Consider the following 21,405-nt stretch of genomic DNA (forward strand, 5'->3'; position numbering starts at 1 on the left):
GCTGCACCTGCGGGGCGAGGCCGGGCCAGCGGGCAGCGAGCAGCGCGGCCGCGGGCCGCAGGGCGAGGGGCCGCAGCTGCCGCTCGGGCAGCCGGAGCCCGTCGAGCGGGCCGTCGGCCGCGGTGCGGGCGGCGGCCAGCAGGGTCAGGGGCTCGTCGGTGACCCGTCGGGCGGCGAAGCCCAGCGCGGCGGCGCTCGCCCCGTCGACCCACGGCAGGTCGTCGACGACGAGCAGCAGCGGCCGCTCGGCCGCGGCCGCGCGCAGCAGGTCGAGCACGGCGGCGAAGACGGGCGGGTTGGGCACCGGACCGGGCGCGAGGCTGAAGACGTCGTCGAGCGCGTACCGGTGGCCGTCCGGCAGGCGGGCGGCCTCCTCGCGCAGCGGGTCGAGCAGCTGGTGCAGGGCGGAGTAGCCGATGCCGGCCTCGAACGACACGCCGCCCGCGCGCAGCACGGTCGCCCCGGCGGACTCCGCCCGCGCGGCGGCCGCGTCGAGCAGCACGCTCTTGCCGATGCCGGGGTCGCCGCGCAGCAGCAGGCCGGGCCGGTCGAGCAGGGGCGGGAGTGCCTCGGGCTCGGGCGACGGCGAGGAACACTCGGGGACGGGCCCGGCGTCGTCGAACGGCAGCGGACACTCCTCGCCGAACGGGGGCGTCGGGTCGGGATACGCGGGGTCGTCGTCGAACGGGCCGAGCAGCGAGTCGATCAGCCGGAGCTCACCGCCGCGGCCCACGAGATCCGGCACTGGTAGCGATGCCATCGCCTGACCGTTCTGCGGGTATTTGTCCGGAAATATCGGTTCTCCGGAAGTTGCGAGGGATTTGCTCCGAAAATGTTACCCGGTCTCCCCGACCCTGGCCACGCGCCCGTGCCGGGCCGGCCACTTCCGGTCCGGCACGACGAGCCGCCGTTAGGCCGAGCGCCGCTGGGCCGAGCGCCGCCGGGCCGGGCTGGGCAGGCCGAGCGCCGTGCGCAGCGACGCGCGCATCCGCGGGCCGACCGGGACGTACGCGACCAGCGATCCCTCGCCGCGATCGAGCGCCGTGACGACCAGGCGGGTGGCGAGGCCCGCGGCGCCCGGGTCGGCGACGACGGCGATCCGGCGGCCGTCGAGCCCGTGGCCGGCGCTGCCGGCGGCGGCCCACTCCAGCGCCGCGTGGGCCTCCTGCAGCGCCACCGGGTAACGGGCGCCCGGCGACAGGCTGTAGTCGACCGCGACCACCGCCAGCGGGAGGCCGGTCATGAGGCGCGTGGCCATGCGACGGATGCGGGCGTCGGCGGCGGACCGGGCGCCGTCGTGGACGTACAGCACGATCGGCAGCGGCCCGCCGGGCAGTGACGGGCGGAACAGGCGCAACCACGTCGAGCCGACGGGGCCACCCGGAACCGCGAGGTCGACGTGGTTCGGCACTGCAGCGGTCATCGGTACTCCAAGGAATCTCTCGGTACTCCAGCGGACCCATGCATCGTGCGCACCCCGAACGGCCCCGTGCATGGGTCATCTGACGCATGTCGCGGACGGCGGGGCGCAGCAGTATGCAGGGGGCACCCACGACGGTGCCGGTCAGAGCGTGAGGAGAGTCCGATCATGCGGCTGGTGATGATCGCGCCACCGGGGGCCGGGAAGGGTACGCAGGCGGCCCGGATCGCGGCACGTTTCGGCGCACCGCACATCGCCATGGGCGCGCTGCTGCGGAGCCACGTCGAGCGGGGCACGCCGCTCGGCCGCGCGGTGCGCGCCAGCCTCGATGCGGGCCGGCCGGTGCCGGACCGGGTCGTGCGGGACATGGTGCGCGAGGCGCTGGCCGACGCGAAGGCGGCCGGCGTCGGGTACGTGCTCGACGGCTACCCGCGCACCCGCGCCCAGGCCCGCGCGGCCTACCGGACCGCGGCCGAGCTGGGCATGACCGCCCACGCCGTGCTGCACCTGCGCGTCGATGACGAGGAGGCGGTACGCCGGATGCTCACTCGGGCCGCCCGCGAGCACCGCGTCGACGACACCGAGCCGGTGATCCGCCGGCGCCTGCGGCTCTACCACGAGATGACCAGGCCCGTCGTGGACGGCTACGCCGAGCGCGGCATCCTCGTGAGCGTCGACGGCATCGGCACCCCCGACGAGGTCACGGCCCGCGTGTTCGAGCAACTCGATGCGGTCGAGGCCGCCCCGCCGGTGGACCACGCCGCGAGCCTGCCGCTGTTCGCCTGAGCCGCGAAAGAAGCGGACAACCGGCCTCAACCGACCGCCAAGCGTAGGCCCGGTGATCGACGGCTGTTGAGGCGTTCGAGCGCGGCGGACGTCGCCGCGTCGGCGGGAAGGTAGACGATGAGGCGCTGGTCGTCGTCGGCGGGCAGATCGAGGATCTCGTAGGCGAGGCGGAGCGTGCCCGCGTCCGGATGGGCGAGCCGGACGACGCCGCTGGCTTTCGCCATCGCGGGAACGGTGCGGGTTCGTTGCGTGAAAATGTCGCCGGCGGCGAGGACCAGTTCGTCAGCCAGGGCGGCGACGTACGGGTCTGCCCGGAATGGGCCTTGCTTGAGCGCGGCGACCTGTTCGTCGGCGACGTGGTCCCAGTCCAGGTAGGCGCTACGCGCCCGGCTGTCGGTGAAAACGTACCGGGCGAGATTGGGTGGCGTGCCGTCCAGCAGGCCGATCGGTCTGGCCAGCCGTTCGTAGCCGACGGTGTGCGCAAGGATGTCGCTGAGCTGGTTGAGCAGCACGGCCGGGGTCGGGCCAAGACGGTCGAGCAGGGCCTGCACCGTCGGCCGCACAACGCGTGCCGGGGCGGCGCCGCCGCGGCAGTTGAAGCCGGGATCGGCCGCCTTGGTGAGGCGGTGCAGGTGAGCACGCTCACCGGAGGTCAGCCGTAGCGCGTCAGCGAGCGCGGAGAGCACCTGCGGAGACGGCCGGCGATCGCGTCCCTGTTCGAGCCGCGTGACGTATTCCACACTGACACCGGCGAGCGCGGCCACCTCGGAGCGGCGCAGCCCGGGCGCGCGCCGGCGTGGCCCTGCGGGCAGGCCCGCCTCGGCCGGGGTGACCGCTTCCCGATGTACGCGCAGGAACAACCCGAGCTCGTTGTCGCTCACCATCCGAACGTAGCAGCGCCGGCCGCCCGGATGGTGTCCCTGTCGCTACCAGCCTCGATCCGGCCTTCCTGGCGCCGTGCGCGCCCGCGACAGTCGGGGAGAGGCGCTCGACGCCGTCGAGCGCAACCCTGTCTTGGAGGCTGACATCATGGGTCGTACGGTCGTGGTCATCGGGGACCCGGCTGGCCACCTCGTCGCCGGTTTCGAGCCGGAACTGCGCGAGGACCTACACCGCCAGCTCGACGAACTGGACATCCGGCTCCAGCTGGGCGCCGGCCTGCGCGCAGATCCGGACACCGAGGCCGGCCGGACCGCAACCTTCACCGTCACCACCACCGACGGCGCGGAGATCACCGCCGACATCTGGTTCCGCGCCCACGGCGTACGGACCAACAGCGACTACCTCACCGACGGCAGGCTCACCACGCTCAACGCGCAAGGCCAGGTCCCGGTCACCGAGACCCTCAACGTCGGCGGGCACGACCACGTCTACGCGATCGGCGACCTCACCGACATCGCGGAGGCCAAGATGGCCGGGTACGCGATGCAGCATGCGCAGATCGCGGCGCAGAACATCACCGCCCAGCTGCACGGCGAGCAGCCCACGGCAACCTATCAGCCCCTCCCCCACCCCATGATCTTGCTCCCGCTCGGACCGCGCGGCGGCGTCGGTCAACTGCCCACACCGGACGGCCCGGCGATCGTCCCGGCCGCGACGGTCTCCCAGTACAAGGGCGCCGACCTGTTCACGGGCCGCTTCACCGAGCAGTTCGGCCCGACCGCCGCCTGAGGGTCACAACAGCGTGGCGACCCGGCACTCACATGAAAGGGCATGAGCATGTCCATACCTGACGTCGTGTTCGGCTTCGGTGCACACACCGGCATCGACGACGGGCCGGAGCTGCTGCGCATGGCCAGGCAGGCCGACCGGGACGGACTCGACATGTTCTCGTTGTCGGACCATCCGTACCTCGGCGGGCGCCTGGACGCGTACGCAGCCATCGGATTCGTCCTCGGGCACACACAGCGTCTCGCGGGCTTCGCCAACGTCACCAACCTGCCGACCCGGCCCGCGCCAATGCTTGCCCGCACCGTGACATCGCTATCGGCGCTGTCGGGCGGCCGCATCGTCCTCGGCATGGGCGCGGGCGGCATCTGGGACCGCATCTCCGCCATGGGCGTGCCGCCCCTGTCGCCGGCCGACGCCGTCGACGCCTTCGAAGAGGCGATCGTCCTGGTGAAGATGCTGTCGGGCGGCGGTCCACCGGTCACGCACCGGGGCCGCCACTACCGGGTGGACCAGATCGAGCCGGCGCCGGTCGCCGCGCTGCCCGTGTGGACGGGCTCGAACGGGCCAAAGTCGCTGGCCGCCACGGGCCGGGCGGCCGACGGCTGGATCCCCGGGCACGCCGCCGATTGGCGCAGCGAGCGGTACCGGCAGTCCCGGCCGATCATCGACGCGGCGGCAGCCGCCGCGGGCCGAGATCCCGCCGATATCCGCACGGTCTTCAACTTGCCGGGCCGCATCGCCGACCGACCGCTCGCCGCCACTCGCGGCCGCGACAGCCGCTGGATCGGCGGCTCCACCGACCAGTGGGTCGAGGAACTGACCGAGGCCGTACTGCAGCACGACGCGTCTGGCTTCATGCTCTTCTCCCCCAGCGGCGGCACGCCGGATACCGTCTCCCTTGGCCGCTGGGCCAACGAGATCGTCCCGGCGGTACGCGAAGCGACCGCCAAGGGCCGGGCGCCCAGGTGAACGCCTCGCGTTCGTCACTCGCTGGCTGCTGTGCTGGGCAGCACCTGCCCGCCGGCGCCGGATCGGACCCGGTGCGCCAGTGCTCGACCAGCCCGGTGAGGTAGTTCTTGCTGACGCCGTACTCCCAGCCGACGCCCGGCAGTTCGTCGGGCCAGCGGGTACTGGTCAGCCGGTGCCGCAGCTCATCGAGGTCGACCTGCGGGATGTCGATGCGGAACGGCTTCGGTGTGCTCATGCCGCGCCGTTGAGGGTGAGGGCCCATTGCGTAGGGCCGCGCCCGCCATGCCTGCGCTGACGAACACCGGCGCAGGTGTGACCGACGATGCGCCGGTGGTGTACAGCAGTGTTCCGGTGCCGGCGGCCACCATTGCTGGCAGCACTGCACGTGTCGCGGTGATCGCGCCGTAGCAGATGGCCGCCAACGCCATTCTCGACCTGCTGGACGTCCACGCCGCGCCCACCGCCCGACTCGCCCCATCCCGCTCGCCGGAACCGTAGCGTCGCAGCAGCGCCCATGACGCATGATCCCGAACGGTGGCTGGCGAACCACGACGCGGATCGGCAGCCGGTGGTCACCGGTTGTTTACCTGGAGTCGGCGGTGCGAGTCACCCGGGCGTCGACAGCATGGCCACATGACTTCAGATCAACATATGTCGACCGAGTCCGTCGAGAAGGCCGGCCAGGTCTCGCGGCGGGGGCTGTTCGCCGGGATCGGCGGGGCCGCGGCCATGGCGGCAGGCGGGGGCGCGCTGCTGTCGGGCGGGACCGCGTTCGCGAACGACGGGACGCCGCTGTTCTGGCGCCAGCCGGGGAAGACCGGCGCGCCTGAGGTACACGGCGTGCATCTGACGTTCGGCGCGGACCCGACGCGCGAGATGGTCGTGTCGTGGACGACGCCCACGTCGGTCACCGGCGCCAAGGTGCACGTCGGCACGCTCTCCGGCGGGTACGGGCGGGCCGTCCAGGCCGACACCGTGCACTACACCGACGCCAAGTCCGGCAGCGAGGTGCTCATCCATCACGCCCGGCTCCACAACCTGCGTCCCGACACCGAGTACGCGTACGCCGCGGTCCACGACGGCGGCACCCCGATGCCGGGCTTCTTCCGCACGGCCCCCCGCGGTCGCGCCCGCTTCACCTTCACCAGCTTCGGCGACCAGGGCACGCCGACGATGGGCAAGCAGATCACCCCGGCCGGGGCGACCTCGCCGATCTGGGTCAACGACAACCTCGGCTCGCCGGCCGCGGGCGACGTCGTGGCCGGCGTCGAGCGCATCGCGCCGCTGCTGCACCTCGTCAACGGCGACCTGTGCTACGCCAACATCTCCGACAACCGGGTCCGCACCTGGTCGGACTGGTTCATCAACAACAGCCGCTCGGCGCGCTTCCGGCCGTGGATGCCCGCCGCCGGCAACCACGAGAACGAGCTGGGCAACGGGCCGATCGGCTACGGGGCGTACCAGTCATATTTCAGCCTGCCCGACGCGGGCAGCGACGACGAGACCCGTGGCCTGTGGTACGCGTTCACCGTCGGCTCGGTGCGCTTCATCAGCCTCAACAACGATGACGTCGCGTACCAGGACGGCGGCAACTCCTACGTGCGCGGCTACTCCGGCGGCGCGCAGAAGCGCTGGCTGGAGGCGGAGCTGTCGCGGACCCGGGCCAACCGGGACATCGACTGGATCGTCGTGGTCATGCACCAGGTCGTCATCTCCACCGTCGACAAGTTCAACGGCGCCGACCGGGGCATTCGCGAGGAGTGGGTGCCGCTGTTCGACAAGTACGGCGTCGACCTCGTCGTCTGCGGCCACGAGCACCACTACGAGCGCTCGTTCCCGATCCGCGGCGCGCAGTCCAACGACACCTTGACCCCGATCCCGGTCAGCACCGACAAGTCGGTCTCGGACACCAGCAAGGGAACCGTCCACGTGGTGCTGGGCGGCGGCGGCACCTCGGCCCCGTCCAACGCGCTGTTCTTCGACCCGGCGCAGTGCCGCGTCATCACCGGCGTCGGCCCGGTCGGCAGCAACGGCAAGCGCCCGCCGATCTACGTCCAGGAGGATGCCCCCTGGTCGGCGAACCGCGACAAGACCAACCCGTACGGCTTCGCGGCGTTCACGGTCGACCCGGGCAACCACCCCGGCGACGCCACCCGCATGGAGGTCACCTACTACTCGGTGTCCGGACCGTTCGGCGAGCTGACCGCCGTGGACACGTTCACCCTGGTCCGCCCGCGCCGCGACGGCCGGCGCTCCTAGCCTCGCCCGGCCGGGCGCGGGCCTGTCCCGCGCCCGGCCACCGTGTCTTATCCGTCAGGCGCGCATGAACTGGCGGACCGGCAGCGGCCGGTCCACGATGCGGATGTCCCCGAGCCAGCCGTAGAAGCCCTGCTCGATGATCTGGTCGTAGTGGTACGCCCCGAGCAGCCACGGCTGGTTGCTGGTGGCCAGCCCGTTGGCCGGGGTGGACGGGTTGCGCAGCAGTTTCGCGCCGTTGACGTACATGGTGGTGGTCCGGCCGTCATTGACGACGGCGGCGTGGAACCACTCCCCGGCCCGCATCTCGTGACCCCAGTTGGTCGAGATGCCGTTCTGGTTGAGCGGGAAGACCGCCCATTGCAGTGCCATGCCGTCGGAGAGGCTGAGGGTCGCGAGCGGCTCGGCCGGATCGTCGCCGGTCTTGCCCGCGTTCTGGCCGCTGCCCATCCGGCACAGCAGGCTCATCCATGCGTGCTTCGTGGCTCGTACGTCCGCCGGTAGCTTGACGAACGCCTCGATGGTGTATCCGGAGGCGAACGTCAGCCGGTTGAGCGCCGCGTCGTCCGCGGTCCGCAGGTACGCTCCCCGCGCCGGCTGCTTCTTCCCGTTGAGGAAGATGCTGCCGTGTGCCGGCTGGTCGGGATGGTGCTCAGCGCTGGCGCGCATCGCGGTCTGGTCGCTGCCCGGGAGGGTGACCCGGGTCAGGTGGTTGCCGCGGCCGGAGAGGTCGGCGATCTGCGCGCCCTCGGGGACCGGGGTGCCGTCGGCGCCGGCCGCATCGAAGCGCCAGTACGCGACGGTGCCGGGGACGAGCAGCTGGCTGACCGGCCTGGGTCCGCGCGGCGGGACCGGCGCGAAGCCGGCGAAGCGCGTCGTGAAGTCGATCGCCACGCTGAACCGGTTCACCGGGTCGGTCAGTTCCACCTCCTGCTGCTCCAGGTCGTTACGCCGGCTCGGGTCCTTGTCGAGGATCCAGGGCGAGAAGGTCTCGACGTCGATGGTGTTGCGCACCAGGTCGAAGTGGTAGAGGCGGACCATGCCGCTGCCACCGTAGTAGCGGTCCTGGTAGTTGGTGATGTGGACGTGGACATCGTGCCCGGCGTTGTTGCGCAGCACGGTGCGGCCCGGCGGCCAGTAGTGACCGTTCAAGGTCAGGAAGATCTGGTCGTGCTCCTTGATCAGCGAATCCCATAGCCGCTGGCCGTTGCCGGACAGCCGCGCCTGGCCGTTGCTGTCGGCCGACGCGAGGTCGTGGGTGGTGAGGATCGCGGGCAGCTGCGGATGTGCGGCGAGCACCTCCCGGGCCCAGGTGAGCGTCCCCGCCGATGGGCGCCAGTCGAGAGCGAAGAGCAGCCACTCCCGACCCGCCGGCGGTGAAGATGTGGTACGTGTTGTAGCCGTCCGGGGTGGCGCCGCGGAAGGTGGACATCTTCCGGTACCGGGCTGGTCCGAACACGTCCAGGTAGGGACTGGGACCGCGCTGGTCGTCCTTCTTGTCGTCGATGTCGTGGTTGCCGGCCAGCACGCTGTACGGCATCCGCTGCCGGTCCAGGATCTCGAACACCTTGCCCGCCTGGGACAGTTCCGCCGCGGCCTTGTTCTCCACCACGTCGCCGAGATGCGCGGTGAAGACGATGTTCTCCCGGGCGCGGGCCGTCACCAGGTGCTGGAAGGTTGCCCGGAGCGGCGCGGGGTCGCCGCGATCCGCATCGAACAGGTACTGCGTGTCGGGGATGACCGCGAGCGTGAACCGGGGTGCGTGCGGATCGGGCTGTCGGCCCGACTCATCCTCGTCAGCGCCGTACGCGCCGGCTGGGGACAGGACCGTTCCCGCGGCCGCGCTGGCCCCCAACAGTCCGAGGCCCTGCAGAAGGCTGCGGCGGCTTGGGTTGTCTGGCATGTCTCGTACTCCTCGTATCCGCTGTGGGTACGGGGTCTATTGCCAACGAGCTGCCGAAACAAAGATCATTTTGTCGGACAATGGATCCGGAACGCCGGATGAAGGTCCCGCTGCGTGGGCGCTCGGGTCGCCAGGGTGGAGCGGCGGCACGGTTACCGTGGGTGTACGGCGTAGGTCAGGTGCGTCACCCGCGACGACGGCTCCGAACGGACCAGCTCCAGCGCGATCCTGGACGCGTCCACGCCGTCGAAGAGGCGGATTCCGGAGCCGAACAGCACGGGCGACAGCGCGATCGAGAACTCGTCGACCAGGCCGGCGTTCAGGTACTGCAGGATCGTCGCGCCGCCGCCCGCGATGCGGACGTCGCGGTCGCCGGCGGCCTCGCGGGCCCGGTCGAGCGCGGGCTCGATGCCGTCGTTGACGAAGTGGAACGTGGTCCCGCCCGGCCGCTCCCAGGGGTCACGCTGCTCGTGCGTCACGACAAAGACCGGCGTGTGGAACGGCGCCTCCTGCGGCCACGCGTGCTCGCCGGCGTCGAACATGCGCTTGCCCATGACGCTCGCGCCGGTGCGCTCGAACGTCTCCCGCACGATGTCGTTGTCGCGCCCCTCCTCACCGCCCCCGCCAAGCTTCAGGTTCTCCCGGAAGAACCGCTGCGGGAAGACCCACGCCTGCAGTTCCATCCACTGCCGCCCCATCAGGTCCCCGAGGGACGCGGGCGCGATGAACCCGTCCAGCGACATCGACACGCTGAAGAACACCTTGCCGGCCATCAGCCCTCCGCTCCCTTCAGAACGATCTCGGCAACGTAGGCAGCCAGGTTGCTCAGGGTCTGCTGGCCGCCCTCGATCGCGTGGTACTTCTCGACCGCGTCGTCGCGCAACTCCTTGGTGGGGAACACCGTGTGCATCACGATCCGGGTCGCCCTGCCGTCGGGCTCGAAGGTCAGGACCGACTCGAAGGCGTTCGGGTCGTCCCGCGACTCACCGTGCAGCAGCGCGATCCGCTCCGGTGGGACGATCTCGGTCCAGGTGATCCATTCGGAGTAGTCCGTCCCGTCCGGCCCATGCATGACGAAGTCCCAGACTGCGCCGACGCGGAACTCGAAGGACCGCGTGGTGGTGCTGAACCCCTCCGGACCCCACCACCGTGACAGGTGCCGCACCTCGGTGAACACCTCGAACACCAGCTCCCGCGGGGCGTCGATGACCCGGGAGATCACGATCTCCCGGTCGGCCGCCCCCGTTGCTTGCCTTGCCCCCGCCATTGGTCATTCCTCCTGCTGCGTCTGCTTGAGGTCCTGCACGTAGGCGTCCAGCCGATCGAAACTCTCGTTCCAGAACTGCTCGAACCCGCCGATCCACTCGTGGACCGGCCGCAGCCCGCGGGCGTCCAGGCCGTAGAGGCGCTGCTTGCCCGCCCCGCGGACCCGCACCAGCCCCACCTCCCGGAGCACCCGCAAATGCTTGGACGCCCCCGGCAGGCTCATCCCCAGCTCCTGGGCCAGGTCGGTCACCGGCCACTCCCCCGCCCGCAGCAGCGCCAGGATGTCCCGGCGCTGCGGCTCGGCGATCGCGTTGAACGCGTCCGACGTCGTCGCTGCTCGTGCCACGGCAGCCACCTTATTTTCCGATATGGGAAAACGTCAAGCCGGGTGAGAATCGGGCGAGTCTTGCCGGAGGACGCCTACCCAGCCTCTCCATTCGAGAACGCCGGCCGCCCTGGCCCAAGACTTCACCGAACGCTTCGTGCCCGAGTTCACCACACTGCCGCTGGACCACCAGGCGATGCTCAAGCCACCCGTTTGGCGAGCAGGATGTCGTCGACGCTTGCCATTGCGCCGCCCGGACCGACGGGAAGCTGAAACTCGCCGCGGAGCACGCCTTCGGTCTCGAAGCCGTGCCGGGCATACAGCGCAAGGGCGGCGACGTTGCAGCTCAACACGTGCAGCGTCAGGCGCGTGAACCCGCGCTCGGCTGCTACGCGCTCGGCGGCCTGCAGGAGGGCGCCGGCGACGCCGCGCCGCCGGGCGGCTGCGGCAACGCCAAGCCCCTCGATGGACGCCACGTGGGCGCGGCTCGCCATCTGCGAGGCGCGACGCACCACGAGGTATCCGATCGGTACGGCGTCGCTGACCGCGACAAGTACCTCCTCGGGACGGTGGTGATCGAAGAAGCTGCGTGGTCGGTATGGACCGGCTGGCGTCACCCTGGGTAGCCAGCTTCCGCGTTGCAACTCCTCGAGCCGGCTGGCATCGCTTTCGGCGCTGAAGCGAATCGTAAGTGCCTGCGGATCAGCCATGACGTCATTGTGTCGAGGCGCGACGCAGACCCGCCACCCGGTTCTCGAGGTCTCAACGCTCACCGGCCGCACCGAGCTGTGGTGCGCAGCGGCCACCGGTACCACGCCGTCGCGGCGCTGCCCAGCGGCAAACGCGAGGGCATGCGGGCGCCGTCAACAAGGGCCAGCCCGCAGCCAGGGCCCCGTCCTGCCTAACGCGGGGGGTTCCACGCTTTGTGCACGAACTCCAGCCGGTTGCCGTCGACGTCGGCGACGTTGGCGGCGTAGTAGCCGGGTGCGAAGTAGGTGCGCTCGGCCGGCTGTCCCTCGTCGATGCCACCGGCCCTGATGGCTGCGGCGTAGGCCGCGTCGACAGCGTCGTTGCTGTCACAGACGATGCCGAGGTAGAGGCCCGTCTCACCGGCATTGCGTTGCCGCAGCCAGATGCTCGAGCCGACGCCGGTGCCGGAGACGTAGGCGGCGTCACCGATGCCGAAGAGGTCGGGCACGTTGTCCGGCCCGGAGGAGGCCCGGTAGGTCCCGAACTCGCTCCAGCCAAGGGGCCTGAGGGCTTCGCGGTAGAACGCCAATGCCGTGTCGATGTCGGTGACCGAGATGTAGACGTGGTCGATCATTTCGGGCTCTCGCTCCATGCGGCGGCGTTCGCGTGCGTAAAGTCCCGGAAGGTCCGCGCCGGGTTGCCGGTGATCTTCTCGACGGTATCGTTGGGACGCGCCCCATTGCCCGACGCGATCGTTTCGGTCAACTGGCGAAGTACGGCGCCGTATTCTACCGGAACGCCCATCGCCAACACGCCTGCGACCCACGTCTCGCGGTCCAGGTCCTGGTGGCTGAGCGGGTGGCCAGAGGCCTCGCTGATGATGGCGGCGGCCTCAGCAACGGTGAGGGCCTGCGGCCCCGTCAGGCTGTACGCCGCGCGGGCGTGCGCAGCCGGGGCGGTCAGTGTGGTCGCGGCGACGGCCGAAACGTCTTCGACGTCGATGAATGCCTCGGCACCTTCGCCAGTGGGTACGACGATGGCGCCGTTCGTCGGCTTGAGGAAGGTCTCGCTGAAGTTCTGCATGAACCACGCCGGGCGCAGGATGGTGTGGGTCAGTCGATTTCGCTTGATCAGGTCCAGCTCGACCGCGCGAGTGGCGATCTGCTCCGGCGCGTGCTCCATCCCGTACGCACTGAGGAAGGTCACGTGCTCGACCCCGGCCGACTCGGCCTCGTCGAGGAACGACGAGACGTCCGCGGCAAAGTCGGTGCGCAGGACGGGCGCCACCAGATAGACCCGGGTGACGGCCTCGAGCGCTGGGGCATAGGTGCCGCGGCCGCTCCAGTCGAAGGCGACGTCCGCGCCGGATCGCGCGGCCGTCCGGACCGCGATTGCGCGGCTTCGGAGGTTGGAGACGACGCGGGAGCCGGTCTTGCCGGTCGCGCCGAGGACGAGGACCGTGGGCTGCGATTCGCTCATGCGTCTACGATGCTCTACCGCGATGCGCCTACCAATGCGTATTGCGCTCGGAATGCAACGCGTTACGCTCACCCTGTGGATGTGTTGCAGGACTACCTCGTGAGGGCTCGAGCGTCGGGAGCGGTCTTCGCGCGCTCCGTGGCCTTCCCGCCCTGGGGGTTGACCTTGCCGGGCACCATCCAGCTCTCGCTGCACACGGTGCTGCGCGGCCACGCATGGCTCTGGGGGGACGACGCAGCCGAGGCCGAGCGACTGCTGCCGGGCGACATCGCGGTCGTTGTCGGTGGGCGGGACCACCACATCGCGGACGAGCCGAACCCCGGCACATGCGTCTGCCATGAACAGTTCTGGGCGGCCACGGCAGACGCTGATGCCGCCGATCCGGGCGCATCCGTCTTCTTGTGCGGCGCCTACCGCCTCTCCGGTGACGTCGGTCGGAGTCTCATCCAGGCGCTCCCGCCCGTGCTGGTCATCCGGCCGTCCGCTCATGACCAGGTGCACGGTGTCGTCTCCCTGATCTCGCGGGAGCTCCAGGAGTCGGCGCCCGGCAGTCAGACGGTGCTCGACCGGCTGCTCGACGTGCTCCTCGTCCTTGTCATGCGCGCGTCCTACGAGCAGAGCTCGAGCGCGCCACGTTGGTACCGCGCCGCCGGGGATCCCCGGCTCGGCCGGGCGCTCCGGGCGATGCACGAAGCACCACACCGCGGCTGGACCGTCCCGGAACTCGCACGCCTGACAGCCATGTCGCGCGCGTCGTTCGCCCGCAACTTCGAGCGCGCGCTCGGACAGACCCCGATGCAGTACTTGACGGACTGGCGCCTGACCCTGGCCCGGGACTACCTGCTGGCCGGCGAGCTCACCCTGGAGCAGATCGCCCACAGGACTGGCTACACCTCACCCAATGCGTTCGCGGCGACCTTCCGTCGCCACCACGGCGTGCCGCCCGGCCGCTGGCGCGAGGCGCATGCGCCCGTACCTGGATAGTCCGGCCCTACGACCAACAGCAGCGGCTGCTGGCTTCGGCGCCGGTGGTCGCCATCAATGCGGGCCATGAATCTGGCGATGCAGGCGTTCCATCCGCTCGTCCAGCCGGGCCGCGTCGTCGGCCGCGGCCACGAGCTCGTCGCGTAGCGCGGCGGGGATGTCCGGGTCGTACTTGTAGTAGATCTTGTGTTCCAGGCTGGCCCAGAAGTCCATCGCCACCGTGCGCAGCTGCACCTCGACCGGGATCGCGACAACGCGGTCGGACAGGAACACCGGGATCTCCACGATCAAGTGGAGGCTGCGGTAGCCGTTGGGCTTCGGTACGGCGATGTAGTCCTTCGTCCGCAGGAGGCGCACGTCCGATTGCCCAGTCAGCATGTCCGCGACCGTGTAGACGTCGGAGACGAAGCTGCACACGATCCTGATGCCCGCGATGTCGTAGATGTTGGCGCCCACCTCCCCGACCGTCATCGCGCAGCCGATACGCGCCGCCTTCGCGCTGATGCTGGCCAGCGTTTTCAGCCGCGGGCTGACGTACTCGATCGGGTTGTCCCGGCCCTTGTGCACCAGTTCCTCGGCGAGGATCTTCACCTTCGTCTCGACCTCGGCCAGCCCGAACTTGTAGCGCAGCCTGAACTGGGAGAACTCCTCGGCCAGGTCTCGCAGCGTCTCCAACGCAAATGCGTCATCGAGCACGGACCCCAACTCATGTGAGGTGCCGTCGTCCGCAGTCTTCTTGCGCTGGTACATCTGCCACCTTCCGTCATCGGCGCGAGTGAGGTACCTGTGCGTCGCAGGTGCCTCACTGGCCAAGCATGACGTACTCCCGGCTGGCGCGGCCGTTTTGGCACGCCTATGCGGTGAGGACTTCCGCGCTGTCGCTGTCAGCCGTACGGCGGCGGTACGAGGAGCCGGAAGATCCCGTCGCTGCCACGTAGCATCGAGCCATGGGAACCTGGGGGAGTTTCTGGTGGCCGCTGCTCGTCCTCGCGCTGATCGGTCTCGCCGCCTGGGGGTCCAACCGGCGCCGCCGCCGGTGACCGGCTGCTGACCGTCCCGTCTCACACCGCCTCCGGGCTCAGGCGGACCCGGCGCAGCAGCTGGGCGTTGAGGGCCACCACGATGGTGGACGCGGACATGAGCACCGCGCCGACGGCGGGGCTGAGTGTGATGCCGGCCCAGGCGAGCACGCCGGCGGCGAGGGGAATGGCGATGATGTTGTATCCGGCCGCCCACGCCAGGTTCTGGATCATCTTGCGGTAGGAGGCTCGGGACAGCCGGATCACGCCGGTGACGCCGCGCGGGTCGGAGGAGGCCAGGACGACGCCGGCGGACTCGATGGCGACGTCGGTGCCGGCGCCGATGGCGATGCCGACGTCGGCACGGGCCAGGGCCGGGGCGTCGTTGACCCCGTCGCCGACCATCGCCACGGTCAGTTGCCGCGGGCGGCCTTGGCCGGGGCCGGCGATGCCGCCGACCCCGGACCCGCCGAGACCCCCTGGGGGTACCGTTCAGGGCTGCATGGCAGTCGCCGGCTCGGGCGTCTCGACCTGCGCCGGCGGACGGGTGCGCAGGGTGAGGGCGGCGACGATCGCGCCCGCGGCGGCCACGATGGCGGCGCCGATGAACGCGGCCGAGTAACCGCCGGTCAGGGCGGGCAGATCGCCGAGGCGGTCGGCGCCGGCTGCGGCGGCGACCGCGGTCATGGCGGCCAGGCCGAGCGCGGAGCCGACCTGGTAGCTCGTGTTGACGATGCCGGAGGCGAGGCCGCCTTCCTCGGGCCGGGCGGCCCCGATCGCGGTCCCCAGCGACGGGATGAACGCCAGGGACATGCCCAGCGCGGCGACGAGGGAAGCGGGCAGCACGTCGACGGCGAAGCTGCCGGCGGGGCGGACGAACGCCAGCCAGCCCAGCCCCGCGGCCAGGAGCGCGAGCCCGGCGACGACCATGGCCTTCGGGCCGAACCTGGCCATCGCCCGCGGTGCGACGGTGATCATGCCGGCCATGATGAGGACGGTCATGGGCAGCAGCGCGGCGCCGCTCGGGAAGGCGCTGTAGCCGAGAACCTGCTGCAGGTACAGGTTGAGGTAGAACCACATCGGGATCCACGCCGCGCCGAGCAGCAGCTGCACGACGTTCGCCGCGGCCAGCTGCGGCGCCCGGAAGATCGACAGCGGGACCAGCGGCTCCCGGCGCGCGGCCTGGATCGCCACGAACGCGGCGAGCACGGCCACCGCGCCGGCCAGGACCAGCCACGTCTGCCCGGAACTCCACCCGGCCTGCGGCGCGCGGACGACCGCGAACACGGCCGCACCCAGCCCGGCGGTCACGGCGAGCGCTCCGAGCAGGTCCAGCGAGCCACGGCGGGCAGCACCGGCCGGCATGACCGCCGGCGTCGCGACCAGGACCAGCAGGGCGATCGGGATGTTGAGGTAGAACACCCACGGCCAGCTGGCGTACTCGGTGATGACGCCGCCGAGGAACACCCCGGCGGTGCCACCCGCCGGCGCCGCCGCGCCGTACAGCGCCAGCGCCCTGGTCAGCTCCTTCGGCTCGGCACCGAACAGCGTCATGAGCAGCGTCAGGGCCGCCGGGGCGATGAGCGCCGCGCCGGCCCCCTGCACCGCCCGCGCGGCCAGCTCCACCGCGACGCCGTCGGCAAGGCCCGCGGCGGCGGACCCGGCCAGCAGGATCACCCAGCCGATGCCGAAGACCCGCCGGGCGCCGAACAGGTCGGACAGCCGGCCGCCGAGCAGCAGCAGCCCGCCGAACGCCACCACGTAGGCGTTGAACACCCACGACAGGTTCTCCGCCGAGAACCCGAGATCCTGCCGCATGCGCGGCAGCGCCACGCCGATGATCGACGTGTCCATGATGACCATGAACTGGGCCAGGGCGATGAGCCCCAACGCCCATCGCTTCCGGGATCGGGATGCCATCACACATCACTCCTCTATGCCCCTAGGGGGTATGGGTATCTGCACGGGACAGAATTACCCCCTGGGGGTATCAGTGTCAACCCGGCAGGACCCAGGGCACGCGACGCATCGATTACCGACCGCAGCCTGTCCGCAGCGTCCGAAGGTGCCTCCTATATTGGATAGGAGATGCCCTACCGCCCTGGTCACACCAGATCGCGACCTGCCGCATGTTGACGCGCTAGATCGGGCAAGGCGTACCGGTCTGGTTCGCACTCCGATGCAGCGTGCGAGGTTTCGCCGGGACCATGGCCGGTGCGGATGGGAGGTCGCCAGGCCGGCGGGCGCCGCCGTAGCATCGGGGGGCCGGGAGTACGCCGGCGCTCGTCCGGGAGGTGTCGGTGCACGGGTTCGGAGACCTGGAGGCCGCCGTGATGCTGCAGCTGTGGGCAGCGGACGGACCGGTCACGGTGCGGCAGGTGCACACCGCCCTGTCCGAGGAACGCGACCTGGCGTACACGACGGTGCTCACCGTCATGGACAAGCTGCACCGCAAGGGCTGGCTGCGCCGGGCCCCGCAGGGCCGGGCACACGTCTACGCGGCGGTCGCCACCCGGGAGCAGTACGGGGCCGGGCTGATGCGTGCGGCGCTGACCGACAGCGGCGACCGGGAGCAAACGCTGCTGCACTTCCTCGGCCAGATGACCCTCGATGAGGCGGCCGCGCTGCGAGCCGCGCTGACCACCTACGAGCGGAAGATCGCCGGATCGTGACCCCGCTCGTGCTGGCCGCCTACGCCGCGATCCTGGTCGGGATGGCCGGGCCGCGACTGGCCCGCGCCGGATGGGTGACCCGGGCACCGCGGCTTGGCATCTTCGCCTGGCAGATGTGGTGCACCGCCCTGCTGGGCTGCGCCGTTCTGGCTGGAGCGTCCTCGATGCTGCACTGGGACCGCACCCATGACCTGGTGTGCCGAGCCTGGCAGATCTGCCTGGATGCGCTGCTCGGCGCGCACGGACCGGTCGCACAGCTCGCGGCGGGACTCGGCGCCGGCCTGCTGGCCCTGATCACCGTCCGGGTCACACTGGCCGGGTGGCGGCTGACCAGCGCCGAGCGGCGGCAGCGGCGCCGGATGCGCCGGTTGCTGCGCCTCACCGGCCGGCCGCTGCCGGAGCTCGGCGCGATGGTGGTGCCGGCCGAGCAGCCCGCGGCATACCTGCTGCCCGGCGGCGGCGAACGGGACGTGGTCATCACCTCGGCCGCCGTCGACCACCTCACCGGCGAGGAACTGCATGCCGTCGCCGCCCACGAGCGTGCGCACGCCACCGGCCGGCATTACCGGCTGCTGCGCATGGTGCGGCTGCTGGACCAGGCGTTTCCGTGGGCGTCCTGCTTCGCCGCCCCGGTCCGGCAGGTACACCGGCTCGTCGAGCTGCGGGCCGACGACGTCGCGGTGCGCACCAACCCGCCGATCGTGCTGGCCCGCGCGCTCGTGGCGCTCGCCGAAGCCAGCGCCCGGCAGTCCGCCACCTGGCCCGGCGCAGCGGACCCGGGGATGCTCCTGGCCGCCCACGGCGGGGATGCGACAGAACGGCTGCACCGGCTGCTGCACCGGCCCCGGCCGCTCCCGGCCACGCTGACCCGCGCCGCCGCCGGCCTCTTCCTGCTGCTGCCGGCCGTCCCGGTGATGATCGCCGCCGTGGTCGAGCGGTCACCGCTGTTCCCATAGTCCCGCGCGGGGCTGCTCCTAGCCAGCGCAGGAGATCACGGGGTGACCCGGAACTGGGCGGTGTCGAGTGCGGCCTGCAGCGAGGTGCGGTAGCTCTCGCTGGTCTGGGTTGCGCCGGACACCACGTCGATGCGGGCGCTCTGCGACGTCAGGGCCTGGGCGCGCAGCCGCGGCACCGCGAGCGCGGTGAGTTCGCGGGAGAACCCGCCGGGGGCCTGCAGCACGGTGACATCGGTGATGGTGACGTCGTCGATGCGGACCTGGACCTGGACCGGACCCCAGATGGTACCGACGGCCGGGCCATTGACGACGAGGACAGCGCCGGACCGGGTCACGGTGCCGGGGCTGGGCGCAGCCGCGGCCTCGGTGGCGTCCGGCCCCGGCGAAGGGTTGCCAGGGTCCGTGGTCGCGTCGGCATGCTGCGGTGCCGCGGCTGCGGGCACCGGGCGGACCGGTCCCATGGTTGAGGTCCGGTAGGTGAACACCAGGACGATCATCGCGGCCGTGCCGGCCAGCCAGAGCGTGATTCTGCGCACGCGGAACGTCTCCTCCGAGCCGGGCTACCAGGCGAAGCATTCGAGGTGGATGCGGTCGGCGCGCACGCCCGCCTGCCGGGCGGCGCGGGCCACCGCCTGCATCCACGCATCCGGACCGCAGACGAACACGTCGTGCTGCCGGACACCGGGCACCAGCTCGTCCAAGGCGCTGGACCATCCGGCCGGCAGCCACGATCCGTCCTCGGCGCGGGCGCCCACCAGGTACCGCACGCGCACGCCGCGGGTGGCGGCGAGATCGTCGAGCTCGTCGCGGAACAGGACCTCTGGTTCGGTCCCGGCACGGTAGAGCAACGTCGCCTCGCCCGCGGCGTAGGGCAGCTCCTCCAGCAGCGCCCGCAGCGGGGTGACACCCACCCCGGCGGCGATCATCGTGACACGACGGGCGGTGCGCCGCTCGGCGGTGAGACGGCCGTACGGGCCCTCGATGACCGCCCTCGTGCCGGGCCGCAGCCCGGCCACGGCTCGGCCGCCGTCGCCGTGGGCCTTCACGGTGATGCGCAGCCGGTCCGGGCCCGGTGGAGCGGACAGCGAGTACGGATGGGCGCGGCTCCAGCCCGGGCCGGACAGGAACCGCCACTGGAAGAACTGGCCGGCACGGACCGGCAGTTGCTGCAGGCGCCGCCCGCGCAGGTGAATCGAGTACACCCCGGGCGCCTCGGCCACGACGTGGTCGACCTCGATGCGGTGCCGCAGCGTGCGCCAGGCGGGCAGCCCGAGCCGGCAGGCAAGCACCACGCCGGCGCAACCTCCGTAGGCGCTCCACCAGTACAGCCGGGCCAACGGCGCGGCGAGGAAGTCCGCGCCGGTCCACAACTGGTGCGGCAGGACCAGGCCCACGCCGAGATAGGCGTACAGGTGCAGCAGGTGCCACGACTCGTAGCGCAGCCGGCGCCGCGCCGCCCGGATCGAGGTGACGGTGACCAGGACCAGCGCCGCGGTACCCACGGCCGCCAGCAGCATCCCCGGGTAGTTGGCAACCAGCTCCCAGGCCTGGCGCAACAGGGACAGGTGCAGGGTTTGCGCGTAGCCGACGGTGATCAAGACGAGGTGGGCGAGCATCAGGGTGAACGAGGTGAATCCGATCCGCCGGTGCCAGCCGGCCAGCCGGTCCTGGCCGTAGGCGCGTTCCAGGACCGGCACCCGGGCCATCAGCAGTACCTGGATGAGCAGCAGATCGGCCGAGACCAGCCCGGTCAGCCGGCCGACGGACGTGACGCCGGCGGCCAGCGAGCCGAGGCCGTGCAGGCCGCCACCGGAAGCCCACATCGTGACCACGACCAGGACGCTGGACGCCAGGGCCGGGCCCAGGACGTCCGGCCACCACGACGCCGCCGGGCCGCCATCAGCCGATCGGCGCTGCCGGTGCTCAATACGAGTAGCCACGCTGGGAGATCCAGTCGGCCAGCTTCGGAGTGCTCAGCCAGTAGGTGCCGTCCCCGCTCGGGTCGGCCGGGTCGGCGATCTTCACCGCACCGCCGCCGTCGCGGTATCCGACGACCGTCAGGTAGTGACCGCCCTCGTAGGCGTGCACGGCACCGGCGGTGTCGGTCACATGGCCCGCAATGTTGGCGACGATCGCCCGTCCGCCGCCGACCGTGGCCAGCACGTCGGCCTGCAGCTGCGCGGCCTGCGCGGGCGTTGCCGGGTAGGCCGGGATCTCCCTGGTCTGGTACACCGTACTGCCGTGCCCGAGCACGCGGTTGAGCACGCGGGTGGTGTCGAAGGCCGAGTTCGTCCCGCTGGTGGTGGTGCCCAGCATGGCCGCGGCCTCGTCCTGGCTGACGGCGTGACCGGCCGCCGTCAGCGCGATCCGGGTGGCCGCCGGCCCGCAGAAGTAGTAGTTCGGCTGCAACTGGAACTGGTACTTGAGGAGCATCGTCGCCGGCGCGGCGGCCGCCGGCTTGTCGAGCGGCGGCGCGGCCTCGTCGGCCTTCGGCGGTTGCGTGGCCGGCACGGCTCCCGCCGCGACGGTGCGCTCAGCCGGCGGATCGCTGAGCTGACTGAGGACGATGCCGGCCACGGCCGCCGCGGCGAGCAGCGCGCACGCGATCACAGTGGTCCGCGGCCGGCGGATACCCTCGGCGCGCCGGGCATGGTGCTGTAGGGGGTGGCTGCTGTGCACAGGCAGATCTCCTTACGCGTCCGCCTACCGGGTTAGCTGACGGATTCGGGCGCGAAGGTCGCCCTACCGCGGGCCGTCGGCCCGCGGATTCACCCCAGATGTGCGGTGGGTCCCCGGCTCGTGCATGCACGACTCAGCGGGCCTGCCCCGGCGTCACCTGTGGTGAGCACGAACCGGGCCAAGCGAGCCATGACGTTACTCAAGGGCCACCACCCTGCCAAGGCCAGCTAGCTGGAAGAAGCCGCACATCGATCGACTACGCAACGCGTTGCCAGCATCACGACACGGGCTCGCCCAGCGAGTCTAGCAGGTAATATGTAGCTAAATCAA

The 21,405-nt window shown here is 71.2% G+C and carries 23 protein-coding genes, 3 pseudogenes and 1 riboswitch; of the genes and pseudogenes, 8 read left to right on the forward strand and 18 right to left on the reverse strand.

Going from position 1 to position 21,405, the window contains the following annotated elements; translation table 11 throughout:
- Together AB0M46_RS34265 and AB0M46_RS34270 are read right to left on the reverse strand one after the other, a co-directional pair.
- A partial coding sequence (locus tag AB0M46_RS34265) for an ATP-binding protein (protein ID WP_363342949.1) occupies positions 1 to 760 on the reverse strand: 760 nt, incomplete at its 3' end.
- A gap of 150 nt (positions 761 to 910) precedes the next feature.
- Complete coding sequence (locus AB0M46_RS34270) at positions 911 to 1,423, reverse strand: alpha/beta hydrolase fold domain-containing protein (RefSeq protein ID WP_363342951.1); 513 nt, start codon at positions 1,421 to 1,423, stop codon at positions 911 to 913.
- 165 nt (positions 1,424 to 1,588) lie between these two features.
- Here AB0M46_RS34270 and AB0M46_RS34275 point away from each other — a divergent pair, with 165 nt between their 5' ends.
- A complete protein-coding gene (locus AB0M46_RS34275) occupies positions 1,589 to 2,206 on the forward strand; it encodes an adenylate kinase (protein WP_363342953.1) in 618 nt (205 codons plus the stop codon).
- 26 nt (positions 2,207 to 2,232) lie between these two features.
- Here the strand turns inward: AB0M46_RS34275 and AB0M46_RS34280 are convergent, their stop codons facing one another.
- A complete protein-coding gene (locus tag AB0M46_RS34280) occupies positions 2,233 to 3,090 on the reverse strand; it encodes a helix-turn-helix transcriptional regulator (RefSeq protein ID WP_363342955.1) in 858 nt (285 codons plus the stop codon).
- Between the two features lie 145 nt (positions 3,091 to 3,235).
- Here AB0M46_RS34280 and AB0M46_RS34285 point away from each other — a divergent pair, with 145 nt between their 5' ends.
- Complete coding sequence (locus tag AB0M46_RS34285; protein WP_363342957.1) at positions 3,236 to 3,877, forward strand: FAD-dependent oxidoreductase; 642 nt, start codon at positions 3,236 to 3,238, stop codon at positions 3,875 to 3,877.
- Positions 3,878 to 3,925: 48 nt separating this feature from the next.
- Positions 3,926 to 4,846, forward strand: a complete 921-nt coding sequence (locus AB0M46_RS34290) for an LLM class flavin-dependent oxidoreductase (RefSeq protein WP_363342959.1) — start codon at positions 3,926 to 3,928, stop codon at positions 4,844 to 4,846.
- Positions 4,847 to 4,922: 76 nt separating this feature from the next.
- Here AB0M46_RS34290 and AB0M46_RS34295 read toward each other — a convergent pair.
- Positions 4,923 to 5,081: pseudogene (locus tag AB0M46_RS34295) on the reverse strand (epoxide hydrolase N-terminal domain-containing protein); the annotation flags it as partial.
- A gap of 47 nt (positions 5,082 to 5,128) precedes the next feature.
- On the opposite strand from AB0M46_RS34295, the gene AB0M46_RS34300 reads away from it, so the two are divergent.
- Both AB0M46_RS34300 and AB0M46_RS34305 read left to right on the forward strand, forming a co-directional pair.
- Positions 5,129 to 5,254 carry a hypothetical protein gene (locus tag AB0M46_RS34300; RefSeq protein WP_363342961.1) on the forward strand — a complete coding sequence of 42 codons (126 nt, stop codon included), beginning with the start codon at positions 5,129 to 5,131 and terminating at the stop codon, positions 5,252 to 5,254.
- 225 nt (positions 5,255 to 5,479) lie between these two features.
- Positions 5,480 to 7,105, forward strand: a complete 1,626-nt coding sequence (locus tag AB0M46_RS34305) for a metallophosphoesterase family protein (protein WP_363342963.1) — start codon at positions 5,480 to 5,482, stop codon at positions 7,103 to 7,105.
- Positions 7,106 to 7,159: 54 nt separating this feature from the next.
- Here the strand turns inward: AB0M46_RS34305 and AB0M46_RS34310 are convergent, their stop codons facing one another.
- The 8 genes and pseudogenes from AB0M46_RS34310 to AB0M46_RS34345 form a co-directional block, all read right to left on the reverse strand.
- The gene (locus AB0M46_RS34310; protein ID WP_363342965.1) at positions 7,160 to 8,401 is read right to left on the reverse strand and encodes a LamG-like jellyroll fold domain-containing protein; all 1,242 of its coding nucleotides are present in this window, start codon (positions 8,399 to 8,401) and stop codon (positions 7,160 to 7,162) included.
- A 157-nt stretch (positions 8,402 to 8,558) separates the two neighbouring features.
- A pseudogene (locus tag AB0M46_RS34315) lies at positions 8,559 to 9,005 on the reverse strand (metallophosphoesterase); the annotation flags it as partial.
- Positions 9,006 to 9,157: 152 nt separating this feature from the next.
- Positions 9,158 to 9,778 carry a dihydrofolate reductase family protein gene (locus AB0M46_RS34320; protein WP_363342967.1) on the reverse strand — a complete coding sequence of 207 codons (621 nt, stop codon included), beginning with the start codon at positions 9,776 to 9,778 and terminating at the stop codon, positions 9,158 to 9,160.
- Positions 9,778 to 10,272, reverse strand: a complete 495-nt coding sequence (locus AB0M46_RS34325) for an SRPBCC family protein (protein WP_363342969.1) — start codon at positions 10,270 to 10,272, stop codon at positions 9,778 to 9,780. The genes AB0M46_RS34320 and AB0M46_RS34325 overlap by 1 nt, the downstream gene beginning before the upstream one ends.
- A 3-nt stretch (positions 10,273 to 10,275) precedes the next feature.
- Positions 10,276 to 10,617 (reverse strand): metalloregulator ArsR/SmtB family transcription factor, encoded by a 342-nt coding sequence (locus AB0M46_RS34330; RefSeq protein WP_363342971.1) that lies wholly within the window; start codon positions 10,615 to 10,617, stop codon positions 10,276 to 10,278.
- A 179-nt stretch (positions 10,618 to 10,796) separates the two neighbouring features.
- A complete protein-coding gene (locus AB0M46_RS34335; protein ID WP_363342973.1) occupies positions 10,797 to 11,306 on the reverse strand; it encodes a GNAT family N-acetyltransferase in 510 nt (169 codons plus the stop codon).
- A 191-nt stretch (positions 11,307 to 11,497) separates the two neighbouring features.
- Positions 11,498 to 11,920 (reverse strand): VOC family protein, encoded by a 423-nt coding sequence (locus AB0M46_RS34340; protein ID WP_363342975.1) that lies wholly within the window; start codon positions 11,918 to 11,920, stop codon positions 11,498 to 11,500.
- Positions 11,917 to 12,765: an NAD(P)H-binding protein gene (locus AB0M46_RS34345; RefSeq protein ID WP_363342977.1), complete on the reverse strand. Its 849-nt coding sequence runs from the start codon at positions 12,763 to 12,765 to the stop codon at positions 11,917 to 11,919. Before AB0M46_RS34345 ends, AB0M46_RS34340 begins: the two co-directional genes overlap by 4 nt.
- A 75-nt stretch (positions 12,766 to 12,840) precedes the next feature.
- On the opposite strand from AB0M46_RS34345, the gene AB0M46_RS34350 reads away from it, so the two are divergent.
- Entirely contained in the window at positions 12,841 to 13,749 is a 909-nt protein-coding gene (locus AB0M46_RS34350; RefSeq protein ID WP_363342978.1) for an AraC family transcriptional regulator, read from the forward strand.
- A 54-nt stretch (positions 13,750 to 13,803) separates the two neighbouring features.
- On the opposite strand, the gene AB0M46_RS34355 is transcribed toward AB0M46_RS34350, so the two are convergent.
- The 3 genes and pseudogenes from AB0M46_RS34355 to AB0M46_RS34365 form a co-directional block, all read right to left on the reverse strand.
- Entirely contained in the window at positions 13,804 to 14,499 is a 696-nt protein-coding gene (locus AB0M46_RS34355) for a GTP pyrophosphokinase family protein (RefSeq protein ID WP_363342980.1), read from the reverse strand.
- A gap of 311 nt (positions 14,500 to 14,810) precedes the next feature.
- Positions 14,811 to 15,185: pseudogene (locus tag AB0M46_RS34360) on the reverse strand (HAD-IC family P-type ATPase); the annotation flags it as partial.
- A gap of 75 nt (positions 15,186 to 15,260) precedes the next feature.
- Positions 15,261 to 16,688 (reverse strand): MFS transporter, encoded by a 1,428-nt coding sequence (locus AB0M46_RS34365; RefSeq protein ID WP_363342982.1) that lies wholly within the window; start codon positions 16,686 to 16,688, stop codon positions 15,261 to 15,263.
- Positions 16,689 to 17,068: 380 nt separating this feature from the next.
- On the opposite strand from AB0M46_RS34365, the gene AB0M46_RS34370 reads away from it, so the two are divergent.
- Complete coding sequence (locus AB0M46_RS34370; RefSeq protein WP_363342983.1) at positions 17,069 to 17,440, forward strand: BlaI/MecI/CopY family transcriptional regulator; 372 nt, start codon at positions 17,069 to 17,071, stop codon at positions 17,438 to 17,440.
- Entirely contained in the window at positions 17,437 to 18,396 is a 960-nt protein-coding gene (locus AB0M46_RS34375; protein WP_363342985.1) for a M56 family metallopeptidase, read from the forward strand. Before AB0M46_RS34370 ends, AB0M46_RS34375 begins: the two co-directional genes overlap by 4 nt.
- 35 nt (positions 18,397 to 18,431) lie before the next feature.
- Here the strand turns inward: AB0M46_RS34375 and AB0M46_RS34380 are convergent, their stop codons facing one another.
- Genes AB0M46_RS34380 through AB0M46_RS34390 form a run of 3 tightly spaced genes read right to left on the reverse strand, consistent with a single transcriptional unit; the run spans position 18,432 to position 21,075 of the window.
- Positions 18,432 to 18,932, reverse strand: a complete 501-nt coding sequence (locus AB0M46_RS34380) for an FMN-binding protein (protein ID WP_363342987.1) — start codon at positions 18,930 to 18,932, stop codon at positions 18,432 to 18,434.
- Between the two features lie 24 nt (positions 18,933 to 18,956).
- Positions 18,957 to 20,336, reverse strand: coding sequence for a ferredoxin reductase family protein (locus AB0M46_RS34385; RefSeq protein WP_363342989.1), 1,380 nt, complete (start codon positions 20,334 to 20,336; stop codon positions 18,957 to 18,959).
- Entirely contained in the window at positions 20,320 to 21,075 is a 756-nt protein-coding gene (locus AB0M46_RS34390; RefSeq protein WP_363342990.1) for a C39 family peptidase, read from the reverse strand. The genes AB0M46_RS34385 and AB0M46_RS34390 overlap by 17 nt, the downstream gene beginning before the upstream one ends.
- A 6-nt stretch (positions 21,076 to 21,081) precedes the next feature.
- A riboswitch (cyclic di-AMP (ydaO/yuaA leader) is annotated at positions 21,082 to 21,224 on the reverse strand.
- Between the last annotated feature and the right edge of the window lie 181 nt (positions 21,225 to 21,405).

The organism is Dactylosporangium sp. NPDC051485 (assembly GCF_040682015.1).
Classification (GTDB): domain Bacteria; phylum Actinomycetota; class Actinomycetes; order Mycobacteriales; family Micromonosporaceae; genus Dactylosporangium.

Excerpts from the sequence above, each read along its gene's own strand:
- AB0M46_RS34290 (WP_363342959.1), top strand. The coding sequence starts at position 3,926 with ATGTCCATACCTGACGTCGTGTTCGGCTTCGGTGCACACACCGGCATC.
- AB0M46_RS34335 (WP_363342973.1), bottom strand. The coding sequence starts at position 11,306 with ATGGCTGATCCGCAGGCACTTACGATTCGCTTCAGCGCCGAAAGCGAT.
- AB0M46_RS34270 (WP_363342951.1), bottom strand. The coding sequence starts at position 1,423 with ATGACCGCTGCAGTGCCGAACCACGTCGACCTCGCGGTTCCGGGTGGC.
- AB0M46_RS34285 (WP_363342957.1), top strand. The coding sequence starts at position 3,236 with ATGGGTCGTACGGTCGTGGTCATCGGGGACCCGGCTGGCCACCTCGTC.
- AB0M46_RS34365 (WP_363342982.1), bottom strand. The coding sequence starts at position 16,688 with ATGGCATCCCGATCCCGGAAGCGATGGGCGTTGGGGCTCATCGCCCTG.
- AB0M46_RS34325 (WP_363342969.1), bottom strand. The coding sequence starts at position 10,272 with ATGGCGGGGGCAAGGCAAGCAACGGGGGCGGCCGACCGGGAGATCGTG.
- AB0M46_RS34280 (WP_363342955.1), bottom strand. The coding sequence starts at position 3,090 with ATGGTGAGCGACAACGAGCTCGGGTTGTTCCTGCGCGTACATCGGGAA.
- AB0M46_RS34320 (WP_363342967.1), bottom strand. The coding sequence starts at position 9,778 with ATGGCCGGCAAGGTGTTCTTCAGCGTGTCGATGTCGCTGGACGGGTTC.
- AB0M46_RS34305 (WP_363342963.1), top strand. The coding sequence starts at position 5,480 with ATGACTTCAGATCAACATATGTCGACCGAGTCCGTCGAGAAGGCCGGC.
- AB0M46_RS34355 (WP_363342980.1), bottom strand. The coding sequence starts at position 14,499 with ATGTACCAGCGCAAGAAGACTGCGGACGACGGCACCTCACATGAGTTG.
- AB0M46_RS34345 (WP_363342977.1), bottom strand. The coding sequence starts at position 12,765 with ATGAGCGAATCGCAGCCCACGGTCCTCGTCCTCGGCGCGACCGGCAAG.
- AB0M46_RS34300 (WP_363342961.1), top strand. The coding sequence starts at position 5,129 with ATGCCTGCGCTGACGAACACCGGCGCAGGTGTGACCGACGATGCGCCG.
- AB0M46_RS34275 (WP_363342953.1), top strand. The coding sequence starts at position 1,589 with ATGCGGCTGGTGATGATCGCGCCACCGGGGGCCGGGAAGGGTACGCAG.
- AB0M46_RS34340 (WP_363342975.1), bottom strand. The coding sequence starts at position 11,920 with ATGATCGACCACGTCTACATCTCGGTCACCGACATCGACACGGCATTG.